The organism is Cellulomonas sp. Leaf334 (assembly GCF_001424195.1).
Lineage (GTDB): Bacteria > Actinomycetota > Actinomycetes > Actinomycetales > Cellulomonadaceae > Cellulomonas.
In genome coordinates this window covers 676,691-697,280 of the sequence record NZ_LMOO01000005.1, presented here as the reverse complement: position 1 = coordinate 697,280, position 20,590 = coordinate 676,691, and the positions used below count along the sequence as shown (strand labels likewise).

At 73.3% G+C, this 20,590-nt stretch carries 22 protein-coding genes and 1 tRNA gene; 15 read left to right on the top strand and 8 right to left on the bottom strand.

Going from position 1 to position 20,590, the window contains the following annotated elements; genetic code table 11:
• Positions 1-31: 31 nt before the first annotated feature.
• The 7 genes from pth to ASF78_RS13605 all read right to left on the bottom strand — a co-directional run bounded on the left by pth (position 32) and on the right by ASF78_RS13605 (position 6,243).
• A complete protein-coding gene (gene pth, locus ASF78_RS13635) occupies positions 32-652 on the bottom strand; it encodes an aminoacyl-tRNA hydrolase (RefSeq protein WP_056590176.1) in 621 nt (206 codons plus the stop codon).
• 90 nt (positions 653-742) lie between these two features.
• A complete protein-coding gene (locus tag ASF78_RS13630) occupies positions 743-1,366 on the bottom strand; it encodes a 50S ribosomal protein L25/general stress protein Ctc (protein WP_056590173.1) in 624 nt (207 codons plus the stop codon).
• A 246-nt stretch (positions 1,367-1,612) separates the two neighbouring features.
• Positions 1,613-2,278, bottom strand: a complete 666-nt coding sequence (locus tag ASF78_RS13625; protein ID WP_056590170.1) for an SIMPL domain-containing protein — start codon at positions 2,276-2,278, stop codon at positions 1,613-1,615.
• A gap of 4 nt (positions 2,279-2,282) precedes the next feature.
• Complete coding sequence (locus ASF78_RS13620) at positions 2,283-3,266, bottom strand: ribose-phosphate diphosphokinase (protein ID WP_056590167.1); 984 nt, start codon at positions 3,264-3,266, stop codon at positions 2,283-2,285.
• On the bottom strand, positions 3,263-4,876 hold the full coding sequence (gene glmU, locus ASF78_RS13615) for a bifunctional UDP-N-acetylglucosamine diphosphorylase/glucosamine-1-phosphate N-acetyltransferase GlmU (protein WP_056590164.1): 1,614 nt from the start codon (positions 4,874-4,876) through the stop codon (positions 3,263-3,265). The genes ASF78_RS13620 and glmU overlap by 4 nt, the downstream gene beginning before the upstream one ends.
• Positions 4,877-4,940: 64 nt before the next feature.
• Complete coding sequence (locus tag ASF78_RS13610) at positions 4,941-5,216, bottom strand: hypothetical protein (RefSeq protein ID WP_056590161.1); 276 nt, start codon at positions 5,214-5,216, stop codon at positions 4,941-4,943.
• A gap of 37 nt (positions 5,217-5,253) precedes the next feature.
• Positions 5,254-6,243, bottom strand: a complete 990-nt coding sequence (locus ASF78_RS13605; RefSeq protein ID WP_056590158.1) for a LacI family DNA-binding transcriptional regulator — start codon at positions 6,241-6,243, stop codon at positions 5,254-5,256.
• 76 nt (positions 6,244-6,319) lie between these two features.
• Here ASF78_RS13605 and ASF78_RS13600 point away from each other — a divergent pair, with 76 nt between their 5' ends.
• From ASF78_RS13600 to ASF78_RS13540, 13 genes are read left to right on the top strand one after another with little or no spacing between them, the layout of a single operon-like run.
• A complete protein-coding gene (locus ASF78_RS13600) occupies positions 6,320-6,901 on the top strand; it encodes a TRAP transporter small permease (protein ID WP_056590155.1) in 582 nt (193 codons plus the stop codon).
• Entirely contained in the window at positions 6,898-8,172 is a 1,275-nt protein-coding gene (locus ASF78_RS13595; RefSeq protein WP_056590152.1) for a TRAP transporter large permease, read from the top strand. The genes ASF78_RS13600 and ASF78_RS13595 overlap by 4 nt, the downstream gene beginning before the upstream one ends.
• Positions 8,169-9,092, top strand: coding sequence for a shikimate dehydrogenase (locus tag ASF78_RS13590; RefSeq protein ID WP_056590147.1), 924 nt, complete (start codon positions 8,169-8,171; stop codon positions 9,090-9,092). Before ASF78_RS13595 ends, ASF78_RS13590 begins: the two co-directional genes overlap by 4 nt.
• A 13-nt stretch (positions 9,093-9,105) precedes the next feature.
• Positions 9,106-10,140: a DctP family TRAP transporter solute-binding subunit gene (locus ASF78_RS13585; protein ID WP_056590144.1), complete on the top strand. Its 1,035-nt coding sequence runs from the start codon at positions 9,106-9,108 to the stop codon at positions 10,138-10,140.
• Positions 10,137-11,117, top strand: coding sequence for a phosphotriesterase (locus ASF78_RS13580; protein ID WP_056590141.1), 981 nt, complete (start codon positions 10,137-10,139; stop codon positions 11,115-11,117). The genes ASF78_RS13585 and ASF78_RS13580 overlap by 4 nt, the downstream gene beginning before the upstream one ends.
• A gap of 2 nt (positions 11,118-11,119) precedes the next feature.
• A complete protein-coding gene (locus ASF78_RS13575) occupies positions 11,120-12,925 on the top strand; it encodes a bifunctional sugar phosphate isomerase/epimerase/4-hydroxyphenylpyruvate dioxygenase family protein (protein ID WP_056590925.1) in 1,806 nt (601 codons plus the stop codon).
• Between the two features lie 15 nt (positions 12,926-12,940).
• The gene (gene pcaH, locus ASF78_RS13570; RefSeq protein WP_056590138.1) at positions 12,941-13,699 is read left to right on the top strand and encodes a protocatechuate 3,4-dioxygenase subunit beta; all 759 of its coding nucleotides are present in this window, start codon (positions 12,941-12,943) and stop codon (positions 13,697-13,699) included.
• Positions 13,692-14,249, top strand: coding sequence for a protocatechuate 3,4-dioxygenase subunit alpha (gene pcaG, locus ASF78_RS13565; protein ID WP_056590135.1), 558 nt, complete (start codon positions 13,692-13,694; stop codon positions 14,247-14,249). Before pcaH ends, pcaG begins: the two co-directional genes overlap by 8 nt.
• The gene (locus ASF78_RS13560) at positions 14,246-15,442 is read left to right on the top strand and encodes a lyase family protein (RefSeq protein ID WP_056590132.1); all 1,197 of its coding nucleotides are present in this window, start codon (positions 14,246-14,248) and stop codon (positions 15,440-15,442) included. The genes pcaG and ASF78_RS13560 overlap by 4 nt, the downstream gene beginning before the upstream one ends.
• Positions 15,439-16,626 carry an alpha/beta fold hydrolase gene (locus ASF78_RS23415; protein ID WP_056590129.1) on the top strand — a complete coding sequence of 396 codons (1,188 nt, stop codon included), beginning with the start codon at positions 15,439-15,441 and terminating at the stop codon, positions 16,624-16,626. Before ASF78_RS13560 ends, ASF78_RS23415 begins: the two co-directional genes overlap by 4 nt.
• Entirely contained in the window at positions 16,601-17,383 is a 783-nt protein-coding gene (locus tag ASF78_RS13550) for a CoA transferase subunit A (RefSeq protein WP_056590126.1), read from the top strand. Before ASF78_RS23415 ends, ASF78_RS13550 begins: the two co-directional genes overlap by 26 nt.
• A complete protein-coding gene (locus ASF78_RS13545; protein ID WP_056590123.1) occupies positions 17,383-18,027 on the top strand; it encodes a CoA transferase subunit B in 645 nt (214 codons plus the stop codon). Before ASF78_RS13550 ends, ASF78_RS13545 begins: the two co-directional genes overlap by 1 nt.
• Positions 18,027-19,241: an acetyl-CoA C-acetyltransferase gene (locus tag ASF78_RS13540; RefSeq protein WP_235518570.1), complete on the top strand. Its 1,215-nt coding sequence runs from the start codon at positions 18,027-18,029 to the stop codon at positions 19,239-19,241. The genes ASF78_RS13545 and ASF78_RS13540 overlap by 1 nt, the downstream gene beginning before the upstream one ends.
• 7 nt (positions 19,242-19,248) lie before the next feature.
• Here the strand turns inward: ASF78_RS13540 and ASF78_RS13535 are convergent.
• A tRNA-Gln gene (locus tag ASF78_RS13535) sits at positions 19,249-19,323 on the bottom strand.
• Between the two features lie 106 nt (positions 19,324-19,429).
• Between ASF78_RS13535 and ASF78_RS13530 the strand changes: the two genes are divergently transcribed.
• Positions 19,430-20,053 (top strand): TetR/AcrR family transcriptional regulator, encoded by a 624-nt coding sequence (locus ASF78_RS13530; protein ID WP_056590919.1) that lies wholly within the window; start codon positions 19,430-19,432, stop codon positions 20,051-20,053.
• A gap of 9 nt (positions 20,054-20,062) precedes the next feature.
• The gene (locus tag ASF78_RS13525) at positions 20,063-20,587 is read left to right on the top strand and encodes a MarR family winged helix-turn-helix transcriptional regulator (protein ID WP_056590120.1); all 525 of its coding nucleotides are present in this window, start codon (positions 20,063-20,065) and stop codon (positions 20,585-20,587) included.
• The last annotated feature ends 3 nt before the right edge of the window (positions 20,588-20,590 follow it).

Below are 20,590 nucleotides of genomic sequence, written 5' to 3'. Positions count from 1 at the left end.
ATACTTCACCCGCTTGGCATGCTTTGCGAGGTCAGCCTTTCGTGTGGAACTTCAGCTGCGCAGCCTCCAGGCCCCGCGTGACCACCAGCTCAACCGCGTCCGCGGCCGCGTCCACGAGCCACGGCAGGTCCTTGAGCTCCACCTTCGCGAAGTCACGAAGCACGTAGTCGGCGGGGTCCATCCGACCAGGCGGGCGGCCGACGCCGACCCGCACCCGGACGTACTCCTTGGTGCCCAGCGCCTTCGTCGTGTCCCGCAGACCGTTGTGGCCGCCCTCGCCGCCACCGCGCTTGAGCCGGACGTCCGCGAACGGGATGTCGAGCTCGTCGTGCACCAGCACCGTGCGCTCGGGCGGTACGTCGTAGTACTTCGCGAGCGCCGCCACCGGACCGCCCGAGACGTTCATGTACGTCGTCGGCTTCGCCAGCACGACCCGCGGTCCCGGCACACCGCCGGGGAGCACCCCGAGGCGCGCCTCGGCGACCGCTGCCTGCGGCCGGCGGGAGAGCAGCCCCGACGCCCGGGCGCCGAACGTCGACCCCGTCCGGCGCGCCAGCTCGTCCAGCACCATCTGGCCGACGTTGTGCCGGTTGCCGGCGTACTGCGGGCCCGGGTTGCCGAGGCCGACGACCAGCCAGGGTCCGTCGCTCATCGGGGATCTCCTCCTGCGGGGAACGTGCGGGAACGACGACGCCCGGCACCGTCAGGAACGGTACCGGGCGTCGTGGGGTAGAGCGGAGGCTCAGGCCTCGGCTGCGGCGGCGGACGCGGCGGACTGCGAGGCAGCCAGGTCCGCGGCGGCGGCGTCGGCCGCGACGTCCTCGGCGGAGGCGTGCGGGACGCTGATCGCGATGACGGTGAGGTCGGGGTCGCTGAGCAGGGTGGCGCCCTCGGGCAGCGTGATCTCGCCGGCGCTGATGGACGAGCCGCCGTGCAGGCCCTCGATGGAGACCTCGATCTCGGTCGGGATGTGCGTTGCCTCGACCTCGAGCGACAGCGCCTGCGTCTCGAAGACGTGGATCGTGCCGGGGTAGGACTCGCCGACCACGGCGACCTGGACGTCGACGGTGACCTTCTCGCCGCGCGTGACGATGAGCAGGTCGACGTGCTCGATGGTGTTCTTGACGACGTCGCGCTGGACGTCCTTCGTGATCGCCAGCGTGGTCTTGCCGTCGAGCTCGACGGAGAACAAGGCGTTGGCCTGCTTCACCGCGAGCATCGTCGCGTGGCCCGGCAGGGCGACGTGCAGCGGGTCCGAGCCGTGCCCGTAAAGGACGGCAGGGATCTGGTCGGCGCGGCGCAGACGGCGTGCGGCGCCCTTGCCGAACTCCGTGCGGGTGGTGGCGACAAGCTTGACCTCGGACACGTGTACTCCCAAGTGCTGGCGTCGGCGTAGTGGGCCGACGTGGTGGCGGTGGCGATGGCGGCACGAGGCCGCGATGAAGAGAGGTGTGGTGGCCTCGACGCGGGACGCAGGACGGGCACGCGGAGGCGCTCGCCCAGTCGATCACGGAGCGCAGGTGGTCGTGGTACGTCGTCGACCGTCCTTCGTCCCTCGCCGAGGCAACCTGGAGAGCCTACCCGAGCGAGCGCGTGGAACCCAACCCGCGGGTCAGAGGGACGAGACGTCCTCGGCCCACGCCCACCGCACGGTCACGTCGGCCGAGACGGTCTGCTGACCCGCCTCGACGGGGACGGACATCGCCTTCGCCATGCCCATCACGCGACCCATCCGCAGCGGGGCGGCGTCGGAGCCCCCTTCGGTCATCCACTGCACCTCGCCCAGCCGGCGACCGGCCAGCGTGGCCCACTGGGTGGCGCGCGCGACGGCGTCGGCCCACGCGGCCTCCCGCGCCCGGGCGCGCGGCCCGGTGGGGTCGCTGATCTCGAGGCGGATGCCGTCCATCCGGGCGGGCTCGCCCCCCGCGACCACCGCGGCACCGACGACGTCCCCGGCCACGGCGACGTCGCGCAGCGTGACCTGCAGCCCGAGCCGCGCCACGACGCGCGACGTCCCGACCGCGGAGCTGTCGGTCCAGGTGCTCGACTGCGTCGTCCGCATCGAGAGGTCGTCGACCCCGGCATCCCGCAGGACCGCCCGCATCCGGTCGAGGCAGAGCCCCGCCTCGGCCAGCGCGCGCTCGGCGTCCACGGCTCGCGCCTCGGCACCGAGGTCCGCGATCGCGGTGTCCGGCACGGCCTCGGCCTCACCGGCACCGGTGACCGTCACACCACCGCGCGGACCGCGACGACGGACGTCCTCGTCGCGACCGTCCACGGTGTCAGGCCTGGCCGTCGAAGAGCGACGTCACCGAGCCGTCGTCGAACACCTCACGGATGGCCCGCGCGATCAGCGGCGCGATCGACAGCACCGTGAGCTGCGGGAAGCGACGGTCCTCGGCGATCGGCAGGGTGTCGGTGATGACGACCTCGCGCGCGCCGCAGTTCTGCAGGCGGTCCACGGCGGGGTCGGACAGGACACCGTGCGTCGCGGCGACGATGACGTCCTTGGCGCCGGCCTCCAGCAGGACGCGCACCGCACCGGCGATGGTGCCGGCCGTGTCGATGAGGTCGTCGACGAGCACGCAGCTGCGGCCCTCGACGTCACCGACGACGCGGTTGGCGACCGTCTTGTTGGGGCTGCGGATGTCCCGCGTCTTGTGCACGAACGCCAGCGGACCGCCGCCCAGCTTCGCGGCCCACTGCTCGGCGACGCGGATGCGGCCCGCGTCCGGCGAGACGACCGTGACGTTGGAGGTGTCGACGCGGCTGCGCACGTACTCGGTGAGGATCGGCATCGCCCAGAGGTGGTCGACGGGGCCGTCGAAGAAGCCCTGGATCTGCGCGGCGTGCAGGTCGACGCTCATGAGCCGGTCGGCACCGGCCGTCTTGAACAGGTCCGCCATGAGACGCGCGGAGATCGGCTCGCGGCCGCGGTGCTTCTTGTCCTGCCGGGCGTACCCGTAGAACGGTGCGACGACCGTGATCGTCTTGGCGGACGCGCGCTTGAGGGCGTCGACCATGAGCAGCTGCTCCATGATCCACGTGTTGATCGGCGACGAGTGCGACTGCAGCACGAACGTGTCGGCGCCGCGCACGGACTCCCCGAACCGGGTGTAGATCTCCCCGTTGGCGAACTCGTAGGTGGTCGTCGGCAGCAGGTCGATGCCGAGGTGCGTCGCGACGCTGGTGGCCAGGTCGGGGTGCGCCCGGCCCGTCAGGAGCACGAGACGCTTCTCGCCGTCCGAGGAGATGATCCCGGTCATCGTGCGGAGTCCTTCGGGTTCGAGCCGGGGCTGTCCGGCAGTGCAGGCGGCGGGGTCGGAGGTGCGTCGGCGGCTGCGGCGGACGCGCGGTCGCGCTCGGCGCGCGCCTGCGGGGAGAGCTCGTCGCCGGCGGACGGCCGGACGACCGCGTCGGCCGCCGGCGTCCCGGCGCGGGCGCGCGAGACCCAGCCCTCGATGTTGCGCTGGGCACCCGCGCTCACGCCGAGCGCACCCGAGGGGACGTCGCGACGGATCACGCTGCCGGCGCCGGTGTACGCGCCGTCGCCGATGGTCACGGGTGCGACGAACATGTTGTCCGCGCCCGTGCGGGCGTACGAGCCGATGGTCGTGCGGTGCTTGTTGACGCCGTCGTAGTTGACGGTCACCGACGCGGCGCCGATGTTCGTGTGCTCGCCGATCGTCGCGTCGCCCACGTAGGACAGGTGCGGGATCTTCGAGCCGGTCCCGATCTGCGCGTTCTTCGTCTCGACGAACGTGCCGATCTTGCCCTTCTCGCCGAGCACCGTGCCGGGCCGCAGGTACGCGAACGGCCCCACGCTCGCGTCGGCACCGACCACCGCGAGCGAGCCGTGCGTGCGCACGACACTGGCGCGCGCACCCACCTCGACGTCGGTCAGCGTGGTGTCCGGGCCGACGGTCGCACCCTCGCGGAGCACCGTGGCGCCGTGCAGCTGGGTGCCGGGCAGGAGCGTGACGTCCCGCTCGAGCTCGACGTCGACGTCGACCCAGGTGGTCGCGGGGTCCACGATCGTGACGCCCTCGCGCATCCAGGTCTCGAGGATGCGGCGGTTCATCTCGGCCCGCAGCACCGACAGCTGGACGCGGTCGTTGACACCCTCGACCAGCACCGGGTCGTCGGTCTGGAGGGCGCGCACGTGCCCGCCGTCGGTGCGTGCGATGGCCAGCACGTCCGTCAGGTAGACCTCGCCCTGCGCGTTGTCCCGGCCGAGCCGGCCGAGCGCGCCGCGCAGCACCGTGGCGTCGAAGACGTAGATGGAGGAGTTGATCTCGGTGATGGCGCGCTGCGCGTCGTCGGCGTCCTTCTCCTCGACGATGCCGAGCACGTCACCCGTGCCGGGCTCGCGCAGGATCCGGCCGTACCCGGTGGGCTCCGCGACCTGCGTCGTCAGGACCGTGACCGCGTTGCCGTCCGCGTGGTGCGCCGCGAGCAGCTCTTCGAGCGTGCCGGCGTCCAGCAGCGGGACGTCGCCCGCGATGACGACGACCGCACCGGACACCTGCGCGTGCGTCGCCGAGCCCGCCGTCGTGTCCTCCGCGGCGTCCGCCTGCGCGGCCGCGTCGAGCGACGTCATCGCCACCTGGACCGCGCGACCGGTGCCGGGGATGTCGTCCTGGTCGGCGAGCAGCGCCTGCGGGTCGACCTCGGTGACGTGGGCGGCGACCAGGTCGCGCTCGTGCCGGACGACGACCAGGACGCGGCCCGGGTCGAGAGCGCGTGCCGTGGACAGCGCGTGGCCGAGCATGCTGCGACCGGCCAGGGTGTGCAGGACCTTGGGGGTTGCCGAGCGCATCCGGGTTCCTTCACCTGCGGCGAGGACGACGACGGCGGCCGGGCGGGGGAACGTCACCTGGGGGTGCTCCTCGCGGATCTGCCCGGGTCTCGGGCGGCGGATCTCGTGCGCACCGTGAACTCTACCCGCGCGCGGAGGGCGCTTCCGCCGTGTCCGGATCGTCCGGCACCTCGTCCGGGGCCGGGGTCAGCTGTCGCCGGACCGGCGGCGGCACCCGCTTCTGGTGCGCGATCCACACGCCGGTCGCCACCGCCCCGAGGGCCGCGACGACGATCACGGTGACCCGGACGCCGACCTCGGTGGCGCCTGCGGCGAGGTCCACCACCTGGCTCACGACCCCGAAGACGCACAGACCCAGCAGGACGTATGCAGCACGCAGGTCGCGCGTCGTCGCCATGTCTCGCACCGTACCGCGTCAGGGGCGAGAGGTCGGTTCACCGGACGGGACCCGTCGACTCGCGCAGGCGCAGCTCGGTCGGCAGCACCACCCGCACCGGCGGCCCCCCGGCCGTTCCCCGGACCGCGGCCTTGAGCAGGATCTCCACGGCGGCGCGCCCGACGTCGGCGTGCGCACCGCCGAGCGTGGTCAGCCGGGGCGTGCACAGGTCGGCGGCGAAGATGTCGTCGAAGCCGACGACGGAGACGTCGGCCGGGACGCCGACCGAGCGCTGCTGCAGGCGCTGGAGGACCCCGATCGCGAGCAGGTCGTTGTGCGCGACGAAGGCGGTCGCGCCCGTGCCCAGAGCCGCGTCCGCCGCGAGGCCGCCCTGCGCCACCTTGGGCGTGAACGGGCCGACCCGGTCGGCTCGCATGCCGGCGTCCTCCGCGGCCGTCCGCAGCGCCGACCACCGGGTGGTCGCCATCCACGAGCTGCGCGGACCGGCCAGGTAGACGAGGTGCCGGTGCCCGAGCGAGTCCAGGTGCTGCACGATCTGGCGGCAGCCGTCCACGTGGTCCAGGAGCGCGCAGGGCAGACCGGGCAGCTCCCGGCTGACGAGCACCACGGGTCGCTGCTCGGCCAGGTGGGCGAGGTTCTCGTCCGGGAGCCTGCTGGCGGCGAGCACGAAGCCGTCGACCGACGGCAGCAGCCGCTGGATCTGCTCGAGCTCGATGTGGGCGGACTCCTCCGCGTTGACCAGCACGAGGGTGTACTCGGAGGCCTTGGCGCGCATCTCCGCGCCGCGGATCAGCTCGAAGTAGTGCGGGTTGGTGATGTCGGAGACGACCATCGCGACGGTGTAGTGGTGGTCGGACAGCAGGGCGCGGGCGTGCGGGTTCGGCCGGTACCCCAGCTGCTCGGCGACGGCCAGCACGTGCTCACGGGTCGCGGCACCGACGCGCGACGGGGTCGAGAACGCCCGGGAGACGGTGGAGGTCGCCACCCCCGCCGCAGTGGCGACGTCGTAGATCGTCGGTCCTCGCACGCCGCAAGCCAACCCACTCCGGCAACTTTTGACAACCCCTTGCCACAGTTGTCCGCGGCTCAATAGCGTCCGCGATGTGACTCACATCACATCGGATCAGGGCGGTCGGCTGCACACCTTCTTCGCCGACCCGCCACGCCCGGTCGCCCGGACCGTCCGGGCCCTGACGGTCGTCGAGCTCGCGATCGGTGTGCTCGCGATGCTGATCATCTTCGTGCTCGTCCTCGTGCAGGCCGGGCAGCGCTACCTGCCGGTGCACGGATGGCCGTGGACCGGCGAGCTCGCGCGGTTCTCCCTGGTCTGGCTCACGTTCGTGACGGCCGGCGTCCTGGTCAGCAACGACTCGCACATCGCGATCGAGACCATCGACGTCGTCCGCAACCCGGTCGTCCGCCGCGTCGTGCGGGTGTTCGCGTGCGTCACCGTCGCGGCGATCGGGGCACTGCTCACCGCCGAGGCCTGGGAGCTCATGCACACCCAGAGCAGGATGCGCTCGCCGGCGATGGGGATGCCGATGTCGTGGCTCTACGGGATCTCGATCGTGGGGTTCGTCAGCACCACGCTGCGCGCGACGGTCGCGGCGCTGCGGTTCGCGGTGCTCGGTGTGCCCGACGCGGACGAGCAGGACGACGTGCTTCCTGAGGTGACGAGCACATGAGCCTGCTCGTCCTGTGCGTCCTCATCACCGTGCTGCTGCTCGCACGGGTGCCCGTCGCGTTCGCGTTCATCGGACCGTCGCTGCTGTACCTGCTCACCACCGGGCAGTCGCTCGGCCTGTCGCTGCGGCTCGTCGCCCAGTCGACGGCCAGCTTCCCGCTGCTCGCGGTGCCGCTCTTCATCCTGCTGGGGTGCCTCGCCAGCCACGCGGGGATCGCGGACCGCCTCTACGCGTTCGCCCTCGCGCTGCTCGGCCGGGTCCGCGGCAGCCTGGGCTACGTCGCCGTCGGGGTCAGCGTGGGCTTCTCCTGGATCAGCGGCTCGGCCGTCGCGGACGCCGCCGCCCTGGGCAAGATCCAGATCCCGGCGATGCTGCGCGAGGGCTACTCCAAGCGGTTCGCGCTCGGCGTCTCCGGTGCCTCGGCGCTGATCGCCCCGGTGATGCCGCCGAGCATCCCGGCGGTGATCTTCGCGGGCCTGGCCGCGGTCTCCACCGGCGCGATGTTCGCCGCGTCCGTCGTGCCCGCGCTGCTGATGGCGCTCGGGCTGTGCGTCGTCGTGTTCCTGTGGGTGCGGCGGGACCCGAACATCCGTCCCACCCGGTTCGACCGGGCCGACGTCGGCCACGCCGGTCGCCGGGTGCTCGGTGTGCTGGTCGCTCCCGTGCTCATCCTCGGCGGCATCCTGAGCGGCTGGTTCACGCCGACCGAGGCGGCGGCGGTGGGCGCGGCGTACATCGCTCTTCTCGGCTTCGCGTACCGCACCCTGCACTGGCGGGACCTGCCGAAGATCCTGGTCGAGGCGGTGCTGACCTCGGGCGCGATCCTGCTGATCGTCGCGTCGGCCAACCTGCTCGGGTACATCTTCGCCCGCGAGCGGGTACCCCAGGCGATCGCGGAGTGGATGCTCGGGATCACCTCCGACCCGACCGTCTTCCTGCTGCTGGTGCTCGCGCTCTCGCTCATCCTCGGCACCGCGCTCGACGCGATCGCCGTGCTCACCCTCACCGTGCCGATCCTCATGCCGATCGCCGCGCAGTACGGCGTGGACCCCATCGCGGTGGGTGTCCTGATGATCCTGTCGCAGATGATCGGGCTGCTCACGCCGCCGGTCGGCACGGTCATCTTCGTCCTGCAGGCGATCGCGAAGGTGCGGATGTCGGAGGTCTTCTGGGGCTCCCTGCCGTTCATGGTGCCGCTGCTGCTGCTGTGCGTCGCGATCATCCTGTGGCCCGACGCGATCCTGTACCTGCCCCAGAGGCTCGGGCTGTGAACGCGCGGCGCTCGATCCTCGCCGGCCTGCTGGGCCGGGGCGTCGGCCCGTCGCTCACGCCGGAGCTGCACGAGCGCGAGGCGGTCCGCCAGGGGCTGCGCTACGTCTACAAGGCGGTGGACCTGGACGACGGCCAGCTGGACCCGGACCACCTGCGTGAGCTGCTCGGGTCCGCGGTGGAGCTCGGCTTCGACGGCCTGAACGTCACCCACCCGATCAAGCAGGCCATAGTGCCGCTCGTCGACCAGGTGTCGCCGGAGGTGGCCGCGATCGGGGCCCTGAACACGATCGTGGTGTCGGACGGGCGGACGTTCGGGCACAACAGCGACGTCACCGGGTTCACCGCCGCGTTCCGCGACGGGCTGCCGGACGTCGACCTCGGCGAGGTGCTCCTGCTGGGAGCGGGCGGTGCCGGCACCGCCGTCGCGCACGCGCTGGCCGCCCTGGGGGTGCGGCGGCTGCTGATCGCCGACCCGGACGTGCAGCGCGTCCGGACCCTCGTCGACTCGCTCCGGCGGACCCCGCACGAGGTGCAGCTGGACCCGGTGGTCCCGCACGGCGTGCCCCTGGCTCTCGCGCACGTCGCGGGACTGGTGAACGCCAGCCCGGTGGGGATGACCGGGCACCCCGGCACCCCGGTGGACACCTCCGGGCTGCGCCCCGACCTGTGGGTCGCGGACATCGTCTACCGCCCCCTCTTCACCGCTCTGCTGCGCGACGCGCACGCGCGCGGCTGCCGGACGCTCTCCGGGGCCGGCATGGCCGTGCACCAGGCGGCCGACACGTTCGAGCTCATCACCGGGCACCCGGCTCACCGGGACGCCATGTTCGGCGACTTCGACGAGCTGGTCGCCGCCGAGACCGGCGGCGATCGTCACACCCCCGAGGCCCCGGCTCCGGGGCCCCCCACAAGGAAGTGAGGTCGAGATACCCATGCGATGGAACCCCAAGGTCGCCCTCGTCGCAGGGGCGGTCATCACGTTCACCACGCTCACGGCCTGCAGCGGCGACGACGACCCCGGCGGGGAGGCCAGCGAACCTGCTGCCACCGCCGAGGAGGTCACCCTGCAGCTGGCGCACAGCTACGCCGAGACCCAGCCGCAGCACCGCTGCGGAGCACAGGTCATCGCCGACGAGGTCGCCGCTGCCGACGTCGGGCTGACGGTCGAGATCTTCCCCGGCAGCCAGCTGGGCGGGGACGCCGACCGCATCGCGTCCGTCGTCTCCGGCGACATCGACATGGACATCCAGGGCGCCTCCGCCCTCGGTGCCGTGTACACCCCGATCAGCGTGCTCGATGCGGCCTACGCGTTCGACGACAGCGACCACCTGGCCCAGTTCTTCTCCGACGAGGCCTCCGACGAGCTCCTGACCGGGTTCGAGGAGGAGACGGGGGTGCACACCCTCGGCGCCTGGTCGGCGGGCATGCGGCAGTTCACCGCGAACAAGCCGATCCGCAGCCCCGAGGACCTCGACGGGCTGCGGATGCGGTTCCCCGCCTCGCCCCAGTTCCTCATGAACGCGGAGGCGCTCGGTGCGCAGGCCACGGAGGTGGCCTACGAGGAGCTGTTCCTGGCACTCCAGCAGGGGACCGTCGACGGCCAGGAGAACCCGATCGTGAACATCGACGCCAGCAACCTCGAGGAGGTGCAGGACTTCATCAGCATGTCCTCGCACCAAGCCAACTCCAACCTCGTGATCATCGGCGGCGACTCCTGGGGCCAGCTGTCCGCAGAGCAGCAGGACGCGCTGCAGTCGGCCGTCGACACGGCCATGGAGCAGGTGCCCGGCTGCGTCGACGACGACGAGCAGGCGAAGCTCGCGGAGTGGCAGGAGACCGGCGCCATGGAGATGGTCGACGACGTCGACGTCGAGGCCTTCCGCACCCAGGCCGACGCCTACCTGCGGGAGAACTTCACGCCCGAGCAGCTCACCGTCTACGAGGCCATCCGGGCCACGTCCGAATGACGGCTGTCGGGGAGGTCCACACGTTCCGCGGGTCGGTCCCGGTGACCGACCTCGGGACGACGTTGCTGCACGAGCACGTGTTCGTCCGCGACCACGAGCTGGACGTGAACCTCCCCGACCCGGAGTGGGACCCGGCGGCGATGGTCGCCGCCGCGGTCGACGGGCTGTGCCGCGTGCACGCGCTGGGCGTGCGCAGCGTCGTCGACCTCACCGTGCCGGGCCTCGGCCGGGACGTCGCACTGGTGGCGCAGGTCGCGGCCCAGGTCCCGGTGCACCTGCTCGCCAGCACGGGCTGGTACGCGCCGGCGGCGCTGCCGGTCACGTTCGCGGTCCGTGGTCCGGGTCTCCTGCTGGACGGACCCGACCCGCTCGAGGACCTCTTCGTGCGCGACCTCCAGCAGGGCATCGCCGGCACCGGGGTGCGGGCCGCGATGCTCAAGGTCGTCGCCGGCGGGACACCCGACGTCCGTCGGGTGCTGACCGCGGCCGCGGCGGCCCACAGGCGCACGGGCGTCCCCGTCACCGTGCACACCGACCCCGCGACGCACCGCGGCCGCGAGGCGCTCGACCTGCTCACGCGGCACGGCGTGGACCCGACCCGGGTGGTCCTGGGGCACAGCGGCGACAGCGAGGACGTCGACGACCTGCGTGCCCTCATGGACACCGGAGCCACGCTCGGCATGGACCGGTTCGGCATGGAGCACGTGCTTCCCGACGACCGCCGCGTGCGCACCGTGCTGGCCCTGCTGCGCCACGGCTACGCCGACCGGATGGTGCTCTCCCAGGACGCCGCGTTCTACAGCCGGGTCACGCCGCCGTCGTGGCGACGGGTGCACGCGCCGCACTGGCACCTGGAGCACCTGCACCGGCGTGTGCTGCCGATGCTCCGGGCCGGCGGGGCGACCGACGAGGACCTCGACCAGATGCTCGTGACCAACCCCGCCCGGCTGCTCACGGCCCGTGAGGAGGAGCTCTGATGCTGCGCACCTCGATCGCCACCGTCTGCCTCAGCGGCACCCTGACCGAGAAGCTGCACGCGTGCGCCGACGCCGGGTTCGACGGCGTGGAGCTGTTCGAACCGGACCTGCTCGCGTCCCCGGCCAGCCCGGAGGAGATCGGCGCGCTGGCGCGCCGGCTCGGTCTCACCCTCGACCTCTACCAGCCGTTCCGCGATGCCGAGGGCGTCACCGAGACCGAGTTCGAGGCGGTCCTGCATCGCGCCCGGGCCAAGTTCCGGCTGATGCAGCGGCTCGGCGTGGACACGGTGCTCGTCTGCTCCAACGTCGCCACCGCGACCGTCGACGACGACGCGGTGTCCGCCGACCAGCTGCGCCGGCTCGGCGACGAGGCACAGGCCCACGGGGTGCGGATCGCCTACGAGGCACTCGCCTGGGGCCGGTACGTCGACGACTACCGGCGTGCCTGGCGGATCGCGGAGCGCGCGGACCACCCCGCCGTCGGGGTCTGCCTGGACAGCTTCCACATCCTGTCGCGAGGGCACGACCCGGCGGCGATCGAGCAGATCCCCGCGGAGAAGATCTTCTTCCTGCAGCTCGCGGACGCTCCCGCGCTGACCATGGACGTGCTGTCCTGGAGCCGCCACCACCGGCTGTTCCCGGGCGAGGGCTCGTTCGACCTGGCAGCGTTCCTCGGTCACGTGCTCGACGCCGGCTACACCGGGCCGGTCTCGTTGGAGGTCTTCAACGACACCTTCCGGCAGACCGACGTCGAGCGCACCGCCCGGCAGGCCAAGCGGTCGCTGACCTGGCTGGAGGACCAGGTCGCCCGGCGCTCGGTGCGGTCCCGGCGCACCGACGGCCCGAGCCGGCTGCCGGACGTCGGCCAGCCGGTCGCGTTCGACTTCGTCGAGGTCAAGGCGGAGGACGCCGGTGAGGTGGACGAGCTGCTGCGGCTGCTCGGCTTCTCGTTCCGCGGCCACCACCGGAGCAAGCCCGTGCGGCTCTGGACCCAGGGCACGGCACGCGTGCTCTGCAACGAGCACCTCGCCCGCGACCGGGCGCCCACGCTGGCCGCGATCGGCATGGAGGTGCCCGACCCGGCAGCCTCGGTGCGCCGCGCGGGCCTGCTCGGGGCACCCTCGGTGTTCCGCCGGACCCGCGCCGGCGAGCAGGACCTGGTGGCGTTCCGGGCACCGGAGGGCACGGAGATCTTCTTCGCCGACCCCTCGCCCGGAGAGCCCGCGTGGGTGCCGGAGTTCGACGGTGGCGAGCAGCCGGGCGGTGCGCCCGGGCTCGCGATCGACCACGTGAACCTCGCGCACCCGTGGCAGACCTTCGAGGAGTCCGTGCTGTTCCACACCAGCGTGCTGGCGCTGCGCTCCCAGGGGACCCAGGAGGTCGCCGCCCCGACCGGTCTGGTCCGCAGCCGCGTGATGCGCTCGGACGACGGCGCGGTCCGGCTCGCGCTCAACGTGGCGCCCGTGCTCGACCGCGGGCTGCCGCAGCACGTCGCGTTCCGCAGCCCGGACGTGGTCGCAGCCGCACGGCTCGCCCGCACACGTGGGCTGCATCCGCTCCCGATCCCGGCGAACTACTACGACGACCTCGCCGCGCGGTTCGACCTGCCCGCGGCGGTCCTCGACGAGATGCGCGAGCTCGGCGTGCTCTACGACCGGGACGAGTCCGGTGGCGAGTTCCGGCACTTCTACACGCGCACGGTCGGCGCGGTGTTCTTCGAGCTCGTCCAACGTGACGGCGGCTACGACGGGTACGGCGCGGCCGGCGCCCCGGTCCGCCTCGCAGCCCAGCACCTCGCGCGACGGTGAGCGGGGGAGAACGCCATGACCGAACCGACCCAGGACGTCGTCTCCGCCGAGATCGCCGACCGGCACCGGCGCGAGCAGGGCAGCGGCGCCGTGCACCCGCGTCGCGACTTCGCGCCCTACCGCTCCACCGCCCTGCGCCACCCGACGCACGAGCTGGTGCGTGCGGACCCCGAGGAGATCGAGCTGGTCTCCCCCGCGTTCGGGCACAGCGACGTCGCGGCCCACGAGTCGGACCTGACCGTCCAGCACGCCGGTGCGCCGTCGGGCGAGCGGATCGTCGTCACCGGTCACGTGCTCGACGGCGAGGGGCGGCCGGTGAGGAACCAGCTGATCGAGGTCTGGCAGGCCAACGCCTCGGGGCGGTACGCGCACAAGCGCGACCAGCACCCGGCCCCGCTCGACCCGAACTTCACGGGGGTCGGCCGCATCATCACGGGCGACGACGGCTCGTACCGGCTGACCACGATCAAGCCCGGCGCGTACCCGTGGCGCAACCACCGCAACGCGTGGCGCCCGGCACACATCCACTTCTCGTTCTTCGGCACCGCGTTCACCCAGCGGCTGATCACGCAGATGTACTTCCCCGGCGACCCGCTGTTCGGGCTCGACCCGATCTTCCAGTCGATCACCGACCCCGCCGCGCGCGCCCGGCTCGTCGCCGAGTACGACCATGGGGTGAGCGAGCCCGAGTGGGCCCTCGGGTACCGCTGGGACGTGGTGCTGACCGGACCGCGGGCTACCTGGACCGAGCCGGAGGACGCGGACGATGCCTGAACAGACCCCCAGCCAGACGGTCGGACCGTTCTTCGGGCACGCGCTGCCGTACGTCGGCGGCCCGGAGGTCAGGGCACCGTGGCAGCCCGACGCGATCCGGCTGCACGGGACCGTGCTCGACGGCGCCGGCTCCCCCGTGCCCGACGCGCTGCTCGAGGTCTGGGGTGCCGACGAGAGCGGGCTCCCGTCGACCGAACGTGGCTCGCTGCACCGCGACCCGCTCGGGTTCACCGGGTTCGGGCGGGCTGCTACCTCCGACGACGGCGCGTACACGTTCAGCACGGTCAAGCCCGGGCCCACCCGGCCCGGCTCCGCGCCCTACGTCGTGGTCACCGTCTTCGCCCGCGGGCTGCTGCACCACCTGCTGACCCGGGCGTACTTCGCCGACGAGGCCGACGCGAACGCGACCGACCCGCTGCTGCGGCGCGTCGAGGCGGACCGGCGCGGCACGCTGGTCGCCGCGGTGGACGGTCCGCGGTCCTACCGGCTGGACCTCAGGCTCCAGGGCCCGGGCGAGACCGTGTTCCTCGACTACGGGACGCCGCGATGACGCCGGGCGACTGGGGCCTTCTCCAGCCCGCGACCGCCGGCACCCTCGACCCGGTGGACGACGACCGGGTGCTCGCCGCGATGGTGCAGGTGGAGGCCGCACTGCTGCGGGCCTGGGCGCGGGTGGACGACACCGACGACGACGCGGCCGCTCGTGAGCTCGACGCGGTCGCCGCGACCCTGGCCGACCTCGACCGGGACGCGCTCGTGGCCGGCGTGGCACGCGACGGCGTCGCCGTCGTGGTGCTGTTCGAGCTGCTGCAGGACCACCTCGAGCAGCGCGAGATCCCCGCTCCCCGGCTGCACACCGGCGCCACCAGCCAGGACGTGCTGGACACCGCCCTCATGCTCGTCGCGCGCACCACCGTCGACCGGCTCCGGGTGCGCCTCGTCGCGACGGGCACCGCGCTCGCGGTCCTGGCCGACGACCACCGCGACGCACGACGCGTCGGACGCACGCTCGGCCGCGACGCCGCGCCGACCACGCTCGGGGTGCAGGCCGCCGGGTGGCTGGACGGGATCAGCTCGGCGGTGGCGGTCGTCGACCGGACGACGTTCCCGGTGCAGCTCGGCGGCGCCGTCGGCACCGGCGAGCAGGCGGACCGTGCCGCAGGCCGACCCGGCACGATCACCACCCTCCGGTCCGCGCTGGCCGAGGACCTGGGCCTCGACGACCCCGGACGCTCGTGGCACACCGAGAGGACTCCCGTCCTCGCGGTCGCGACGACGGCGGCGACCGTGACGACCGCCCTGGGCCGGATCGGTCGCGACCTCGTCGCGGGTTCGCGCGAGGGTGTCGACGAGGTCGTGCTCGCGGGCGGCGGCGCGTCGTCGTCGATGCCGCACAAGCGCAACCCGGTCGGTCCGGTCGTCATGACCGCCGCGGCCCTGCAGGCCCCCGGGCTGCTGTCGACGGTCTCCCGGGCGGCCGTGTCGGTGGACGAGCGGCCCGCGGGCGAGTGGCACGCGGAGTGGTCCGCGCTGCGCGACCTCGTCCGGCTCGCGGGCGGCTCCGCGGACGCGGCGGCCCGCACGGTCGCGGGCCTGTCCCTGGACCGGGAGGCCGCCGCGCGGAACCTGCGCGACGCCGGGGTGGGCGCCGCCGACGACGTCACGCTCGCCGCCTGCGGCCGGGTGGTGGACGCATCGATCGCCCGCTTCCGCAGGACGCTCGACGACGGGCCGCACCGATGAGGCTGCGTGGCTCGTTCGCCCCGGCGACCGCCCCGGCCGCCCACCAGGACCTGCTGGTGCTGCTGCCCTCGCTCGGCACCACGACCGAGCTGTGGGACGGGGTCGTCGCGCAGCTCCGCGCGGAGCCGTCGACGGCCGCACTACGCATCCTGCGGATCGACCTGCCCGGGCACGGCGTGAGCCCGGCCACGCGAGACCCCTTCACCGTGGCCGACCTCGCCGGCGCGGTGCTCGAGGTGGTCGAGGAGACCGGGGGCGGGTCGTTCCACGTCGCGGGCGTCTCGCTCGGCGGGGCGGTCGCGCTCGAGCTCGCCGCCGAGCACCCGGACCGGGTGCTGAGCCTCGCCATGTGCTGCAGCGGCGCCCGCCTGGGCACGGTGGACGGCTGGGCACGGCGCGCCGCCGCGGTGCGCGCAGGCGGGACGGCCTCCCTGGTCGCGGCGAGCGCGGGTCGGTGGTTCGCACCCGGCTTCCTCGAACGTGACAGCCGCGCCGGCGCGCACACGCTCGCCGCGCTCGTGGACGTCGACGACGAGTCGTACGCGCTCTGCAGCGAGGCGCTCGCCGGGTTCGACCGGACCGGGTCGGTCGCCAGGGTCGGGGTGCCGACGCTGCTGGTCAGCGGGGAGCACGACCAGGTGACCACCCCCGCCTCGATGCAGCGGCTCGCCGAGAGGTTCCCGCACGCGGTGCACGCGACGCTCGCCGCGACCTCGCACCTGGCCATGCTCGAGGCGCCGGCCGCCGTCGCGGCACTCGTCAAAGACCACCTCGGTGGGGGCGGCGGCGCCCACGAACGTGGGATGCGGGTGCGGCGCGCCGTCCTGGGCGACGCCCACGTGGACGCCGCGATCGCCGCGACGACCCCGCAGACGGCCGCGTTCCAGGACTTCGTCACCCGCTACGCGTGGGGCGAGGTCTGGTCCCGCCCCGGCCTGACCCGTCGCGACCGGTCGATCGCGACCCTCGCGAGCCTGGTCACCGGCGGGCACGACACCGAGCTGCGGATGCATGTGCGCGCCGCCCTGCGCAACGGCCTGGGAGCCGACGAGATCGCCGAGGTCATCCTGCACACGGCCCTGTACGCCGGGCTGCCGTCGGCGAACGCGGCCATGGCCGTCGCCCGCGACGTCGTCGCCGAGACCGAAGGAGGACCCGGTGGACAAGACCGTCGCGACGGCTGACGAGGCCGTCGCCGACATCCCGTCCGGTGCGTCGCTCGCCGTCGGCGGGTTCGGGCTGTCCGGCGTGCCGATCGCACTGATCCGCGCGCTGCTCGCCCGCGGGGTCGACGACCTGGAGGTCGTCTCGAACAACTGCGGCGTCGACGGCTGGGGTCTGGGCGAGCTGCTCGCGGCCGGGCAGATCCGTCGGGTCGTGGCCAGCTACATCGGGGAGAACAAGGAGTTCGCCCGGCAGTACCTGGCCGGGGAGGTCGAGGTCGAGCTGACCCCGCAGGGCACCCTCGCGGAGCGGCTGCGCGCAGGCGGCGTCGGGATCCCGGCCTTCTACACGCCCGCCGGGGCAGGCACGGCGGTCTCCGAGGGCGGCATGCCGTTGCGGTACGCCGCGGACGGCTCGGTCGCGCTGGCCAGCGAGCCCAAGGAGCTGCGCCCGTTCGACGCGTTCGGACGTCGTCGCGAGTACGTCCTGGAGCAGGCGATCCGCACGGACTACGGGCTCGTGCGGGCAGCAGTCGGGGACCGGCACGGCAACCTGCGGTTCGAGAGATCCACCCGCAACTTCAACCCGCTCGCCGGCATGGCGGGCCGGCTCACCATCGCCGAGGTCGACGAGCTGGTCGAGCCGGGCGACCTGGACCCGGACGACGTCCACCTGCCCGGCATCTACGTCGACCGGGTCGTCCTGCTCACCCCCGAGCAGGCGGCCGACCTGCCCGTCGAGAAGACCACGGTCCGCACCCGGCCGGAGGTCTCCTGATGCCCCGGACCCGCGACGAGCTGGCCGCCCGCGCCGCGCGAGAGCTCCGGGACGGCTCCTACGTGAACCTCGGAATCGGCCTCCCCACCCTCATCCCGAACCACCTGCCGCCCGGGATCGAGGTCGTCCTGCACTCCGAGAACGGGATCCTCGGCGTGGGCCCGTACCCGTGGGAGGGCGAGGAGGACCCGAAGCTGATCAACGCCGGCAAGGAGACCGTCACCGTCCTGCCCGGGGCCGCCTACTTCGACTCGGCCGCGAGCTTCGGGATGATCCGCGGCGGCCGCGTCACGCACGCCGTCCTCGGCGCCCTGCAGGTCTCGGCCGGCGGGGACATCGCCAGCTGGGCGGTGCCCGGCAGGATGGTCAAGGGCATGGGCGGGGCGATGGACCTGGTCAACGGTGCCGAGCACGTGCTGGTGGTGATGGAGCACGTCGCCAAGGACGGGTCCGCCAAGGTCGTCGAGCAGTGCACGCTGCCGCTGACCGGGCGGGCGTGCGTCGACCGCATCATCACCGACCTCGCCGTCCTGGACGTCACCGACGACGGCCTGCTGCTGGTCGAGCTCGCGCCGGACGTCACCGTGGACCAGGTCCGGGCCGCCACCGGGGCCCCGTTCGACGTCGCGCCGGCGGTCGGCTGATGGCTGCGCTGCGCGAGGTCGTGATCTGCTCGCCGCTGCGCACCCCGGTCGGGCGGCTTGCTGGCGCGCTCGCACCGTTGACCGCCCGCGATCTCGCGGTGGCGGTGCTCCGCGCGCTCGTCGAGCGGACGCAGCTGGACGTCGCCGCCGTGGACTCCGTCATCGGCGCACAGGGCTACCCGACGATGGAGTCCCCCGCCCTCGGCCGCGTCGCCGCCCTGGATGCCGGCTTCCCCGTGACCACCACCGGCTACCAGCTCGACCGGCGCTGCGGCTCCGGGCTGCAGGCCGTGCTCAACGCAGCGATGGAGGTGCAGACGGGCGCCGCCGACGTGGTCGTCGCCCTCGGCGTCGAGTCCATGTCCAACGCCCCGCTCTACACCGAGGAGGGCCGGCGAGGGCTGCCCGCCGTCGGGCTCCTGCTGCACGACGCGCTCACCCGCGGCCGCGAGACGGCCGGCGGGGTCGACTACCCCACGCCCGACGGCAACGTCGGCACCGCCGAGACCCTGCGCGCCGAGTACGGCATCAGCCGGCACGACCAGGACGCCCTCGCCCTCCGCTCGCACCAGCGCGCGGTCGCCGCCCAGGACGCGGGAGCGTTCGACGCCGAGATGGTCCCGGTCAGCGTGCCGGGCCGACGCGGACCCGTCGTCGTCGAGCGCGACGAGCACCCCCGCGCTGACGCGTCGCTCGACGCCCTCGCGGCACTGCGACCCGTCCTGGTCGGCGCCGACCCGGAGGCGACCGTGACCGCCGGGAACTCCAGCGGCCAGAACGACGCCGCGGCCGCCTGCATCGTCACCACCCCGCCGCACGCCCGTCGGCTCGGCCTGACGCCCGCCCTGCGCCTGCGCTCCTGGGCGGTCGCCGGTGTCGACCCCCGCCGGTTCGGCATCGCCCCGGTCCCGGCGACCCTGCGCGCGCTCGACCGGGCCGGTGCGACGCTCGGCGACCTCGACGTCCTCGAGCTCAACGAGGCCTTCGCCGTCCAGGTGCTCGCGTGCCTGGCCGACTGGCGCCTCGACCCCGAGGACCCGCGCGTCAACCCGCGCGGCAGCGGGATCTCCCTCGGGCACCCGATCGGCGCCACCGGGATCCGGATCCTCGCGACCCTCGCCCACGAGCTGCCCGCGCTCGACGGCACGCTCGCGGTCGAGACCCTGTGCATCGGCGGGGGGCAGGCGCTCGCGGCCGTCCTGGAACGCGTCTGAGGCTCCGTGGCTCCGCCCCCAGGATTCGAACCTGGACTGCACGGCTCCAAAGGCCGGCGTGCTGCCGTTACACCAGGGCGGACCGACACCCGAGGGCGCCGTGGCCGCCAAGTCTGCCAGGGCAGACGGACCACTCACGGCATGATGGGCGCGTGGCCAACGACAGCAAGCGCGCGACCCGCTCCCGCATGACGGGGACGCAGCGGCGCGCCCAGCTGGTCGACGTGGCCCGCGGCCTGTTCGCCGAGAAGGGCTTCGACGGCACCAGCATCGAGGAGATCGCCGCACGCGCCGAGGTGTCCAAGCCGGTCGTGTACGAGCACTTCGGCGGCAAGGAGGGCATCTACGCCGTCGTGGTCGACCGCGAGATCCAGGCCCTGACCGGGGCGCTGAGCGGGGCCCTGGAGGTGGGCGGGCACCCGAAGGCGCTGGTCGAGCGGACGGCGCTGGCCCTGCTCGGGTACATCGAGGCGTCCGAGGACGGGTTCCGGATCCTGGTGCGGGACTCCCCCGTCGCGCAGGCGACCGGCACGTTCTCCAGCCTGATCGGGGACGTCGCGTCGCAGGTCGAGCACATGCTCGCGGACCAGTTCAGGAAGCAGGGGCAGGACCCGAAGACGGCGCCGATCTACGCGCAGATGCTGGTCGGCATGGTCGCGCTCACCGGTCAGTGGTGGCTCGACGCGCGCAGCCCCAGCAAGAACGTCGTCGCGGCGCACCTGGTGAACCTGGCGTGGAACGGGTTGTCGGCACTCGAGCGCCGGCCGACGCTCACCCCGTACGTGAAGGGGATCTCTCTCGACGTCGAGTAATCTCGCGTCATGGTGGCACGCACCCCTCCGGACGCCCCGGGCGCCCGCGACGAGGTCGATCGGATCGTCCTCGCCTGGGAGCGCGAGCGCCCCGACCTGGACGTCCGCCCCCTGACGGTCCTGTCGCGCGTCAGCCGGCTGGCCCGGCACCTCGACCTGGCCCGACGTTCGGCGTTCGCGCGGCACGACCTGGAGACGTGGGAGTTCGACGTGCTGTCGGCCCTGCGGCGCGCCGGCTCTCCCTACCGGTTGTCACCGGGGGCGCTGCTCACCCAGACGCTGGTCACCAGCGGCACCATGACGAACCGCATCGACCGGCTCGTGGAGCACGGTCTGGTCGAGCGGCAGCCCGCGCCCGACGACCGGCGCGGCGTCCTGGTGCAGCTCACCCCCGCCGGGCTGGACCGGGTGGACGCGGCGTTCGCCGACCTGCTCGACGTCGAGCGCGGCCTGCTGGGAGACCTCAGCGAGGCGGACCGCGACCGGCTGGCCGACCTGCTGCGCGAGGTGACCGCGCCGTTCGACGCGTCGTGAGGG

Coding starts and splice junctions, on each gene's coding strand:
- pth (WP_056590176.1), bottom strand. CDS start 652: ATGAGCGACGGACCCTGGCTGGTCGTCGGCCTCGGCAACCCGGGCCCG.
- ASF78_RS13620 (WP_056590167.1), bottom strand. CDS start 3,266: ATGACCGGGATCATCTCCTCGGACGGCGAGAAGCGTCTCGTGCTCCTG.
- ASF78_RS13610 (WP_056590161.1), bottom strand. CDS start 5,216: ATGGCGACGACGCGCGACCTGCGTGCTGCATACGTCCTGCTGGGTCTG.
- ASF78_RS13595 (WP_056590152.1), top strand. CDS start 6,898: ATGAGCCTGCTCGTCCTGTGCGTCCTCATCACCGTGCTGCTGCTCGCA.
- ASF78_RS13585 (WP_056590144.1), top strand. CDS start 9,106: ATGCGATGGAACCCCAAGGTCGCCCTCGTCGCAGGGGCGGTCATCACG.
- ASF78_RS13580 (WP_056590141.1), top strand. CDS start 10,137: ATGACGGCTGTCGGGGAGGTCCACACGTTCCGCGGGTCGGTCCCGGTG.
- pcaH (WP_056590138.1), top strand. CDS start 12,941: ATGACCGAACCGACCCAGGACGTCGTCTCCGCCGAGATCGCCGACCGG.
- pcaG (WP_056590135.1), top strand. CDS start 13,692: ATGCCTGAACAGACCCCCAGCCAGACGGTCGGACCGTTCTTCGGGCAC.
- ASF78_RS13560 (WP_056590132.1), top strand. CDS start 14,246: ATGACGCCGGGCGACTGGGGCCTTCTCCAGCCCGCGACCGCCGGCACC.
- ASF78_RS23415 (WP_056590129.1), top strand. CDS start 15,439: ATGAGGCTGCGTGGCTCGTTCGCCCCGGCGACCGCCCCGGCCGCCCAC.
- ASF78_RS13545 (WP_056590123.1), top strand. CDS start 17,383: ATGCCCCGGACCCGCGACGAGCTGGCCGCCCGCGCCGCGCGAGAGCTC.
- ASF78_RS13540 (WP_235518570.1), top strand. CDS start 18,027: ATGGCTGCGCTGCGCGAGGTCGTGATCTGCTCGCCGCTGCGCACCCCG.
- ASF78_RS13530 (WP_056590919.1), top strand. CDS start 19,430: ATGACGGGGACGCAGCGGCGCGCCCAGCTGGTCGACGTGGCCCGCGGC.
- ASF78_RS13525 (WP_056590120.1), top strand. CDS start 20,063: ATGGTGGCACGCACCCCTCCGGACGCCCCGGGCGCCCGCGACGAGGTC.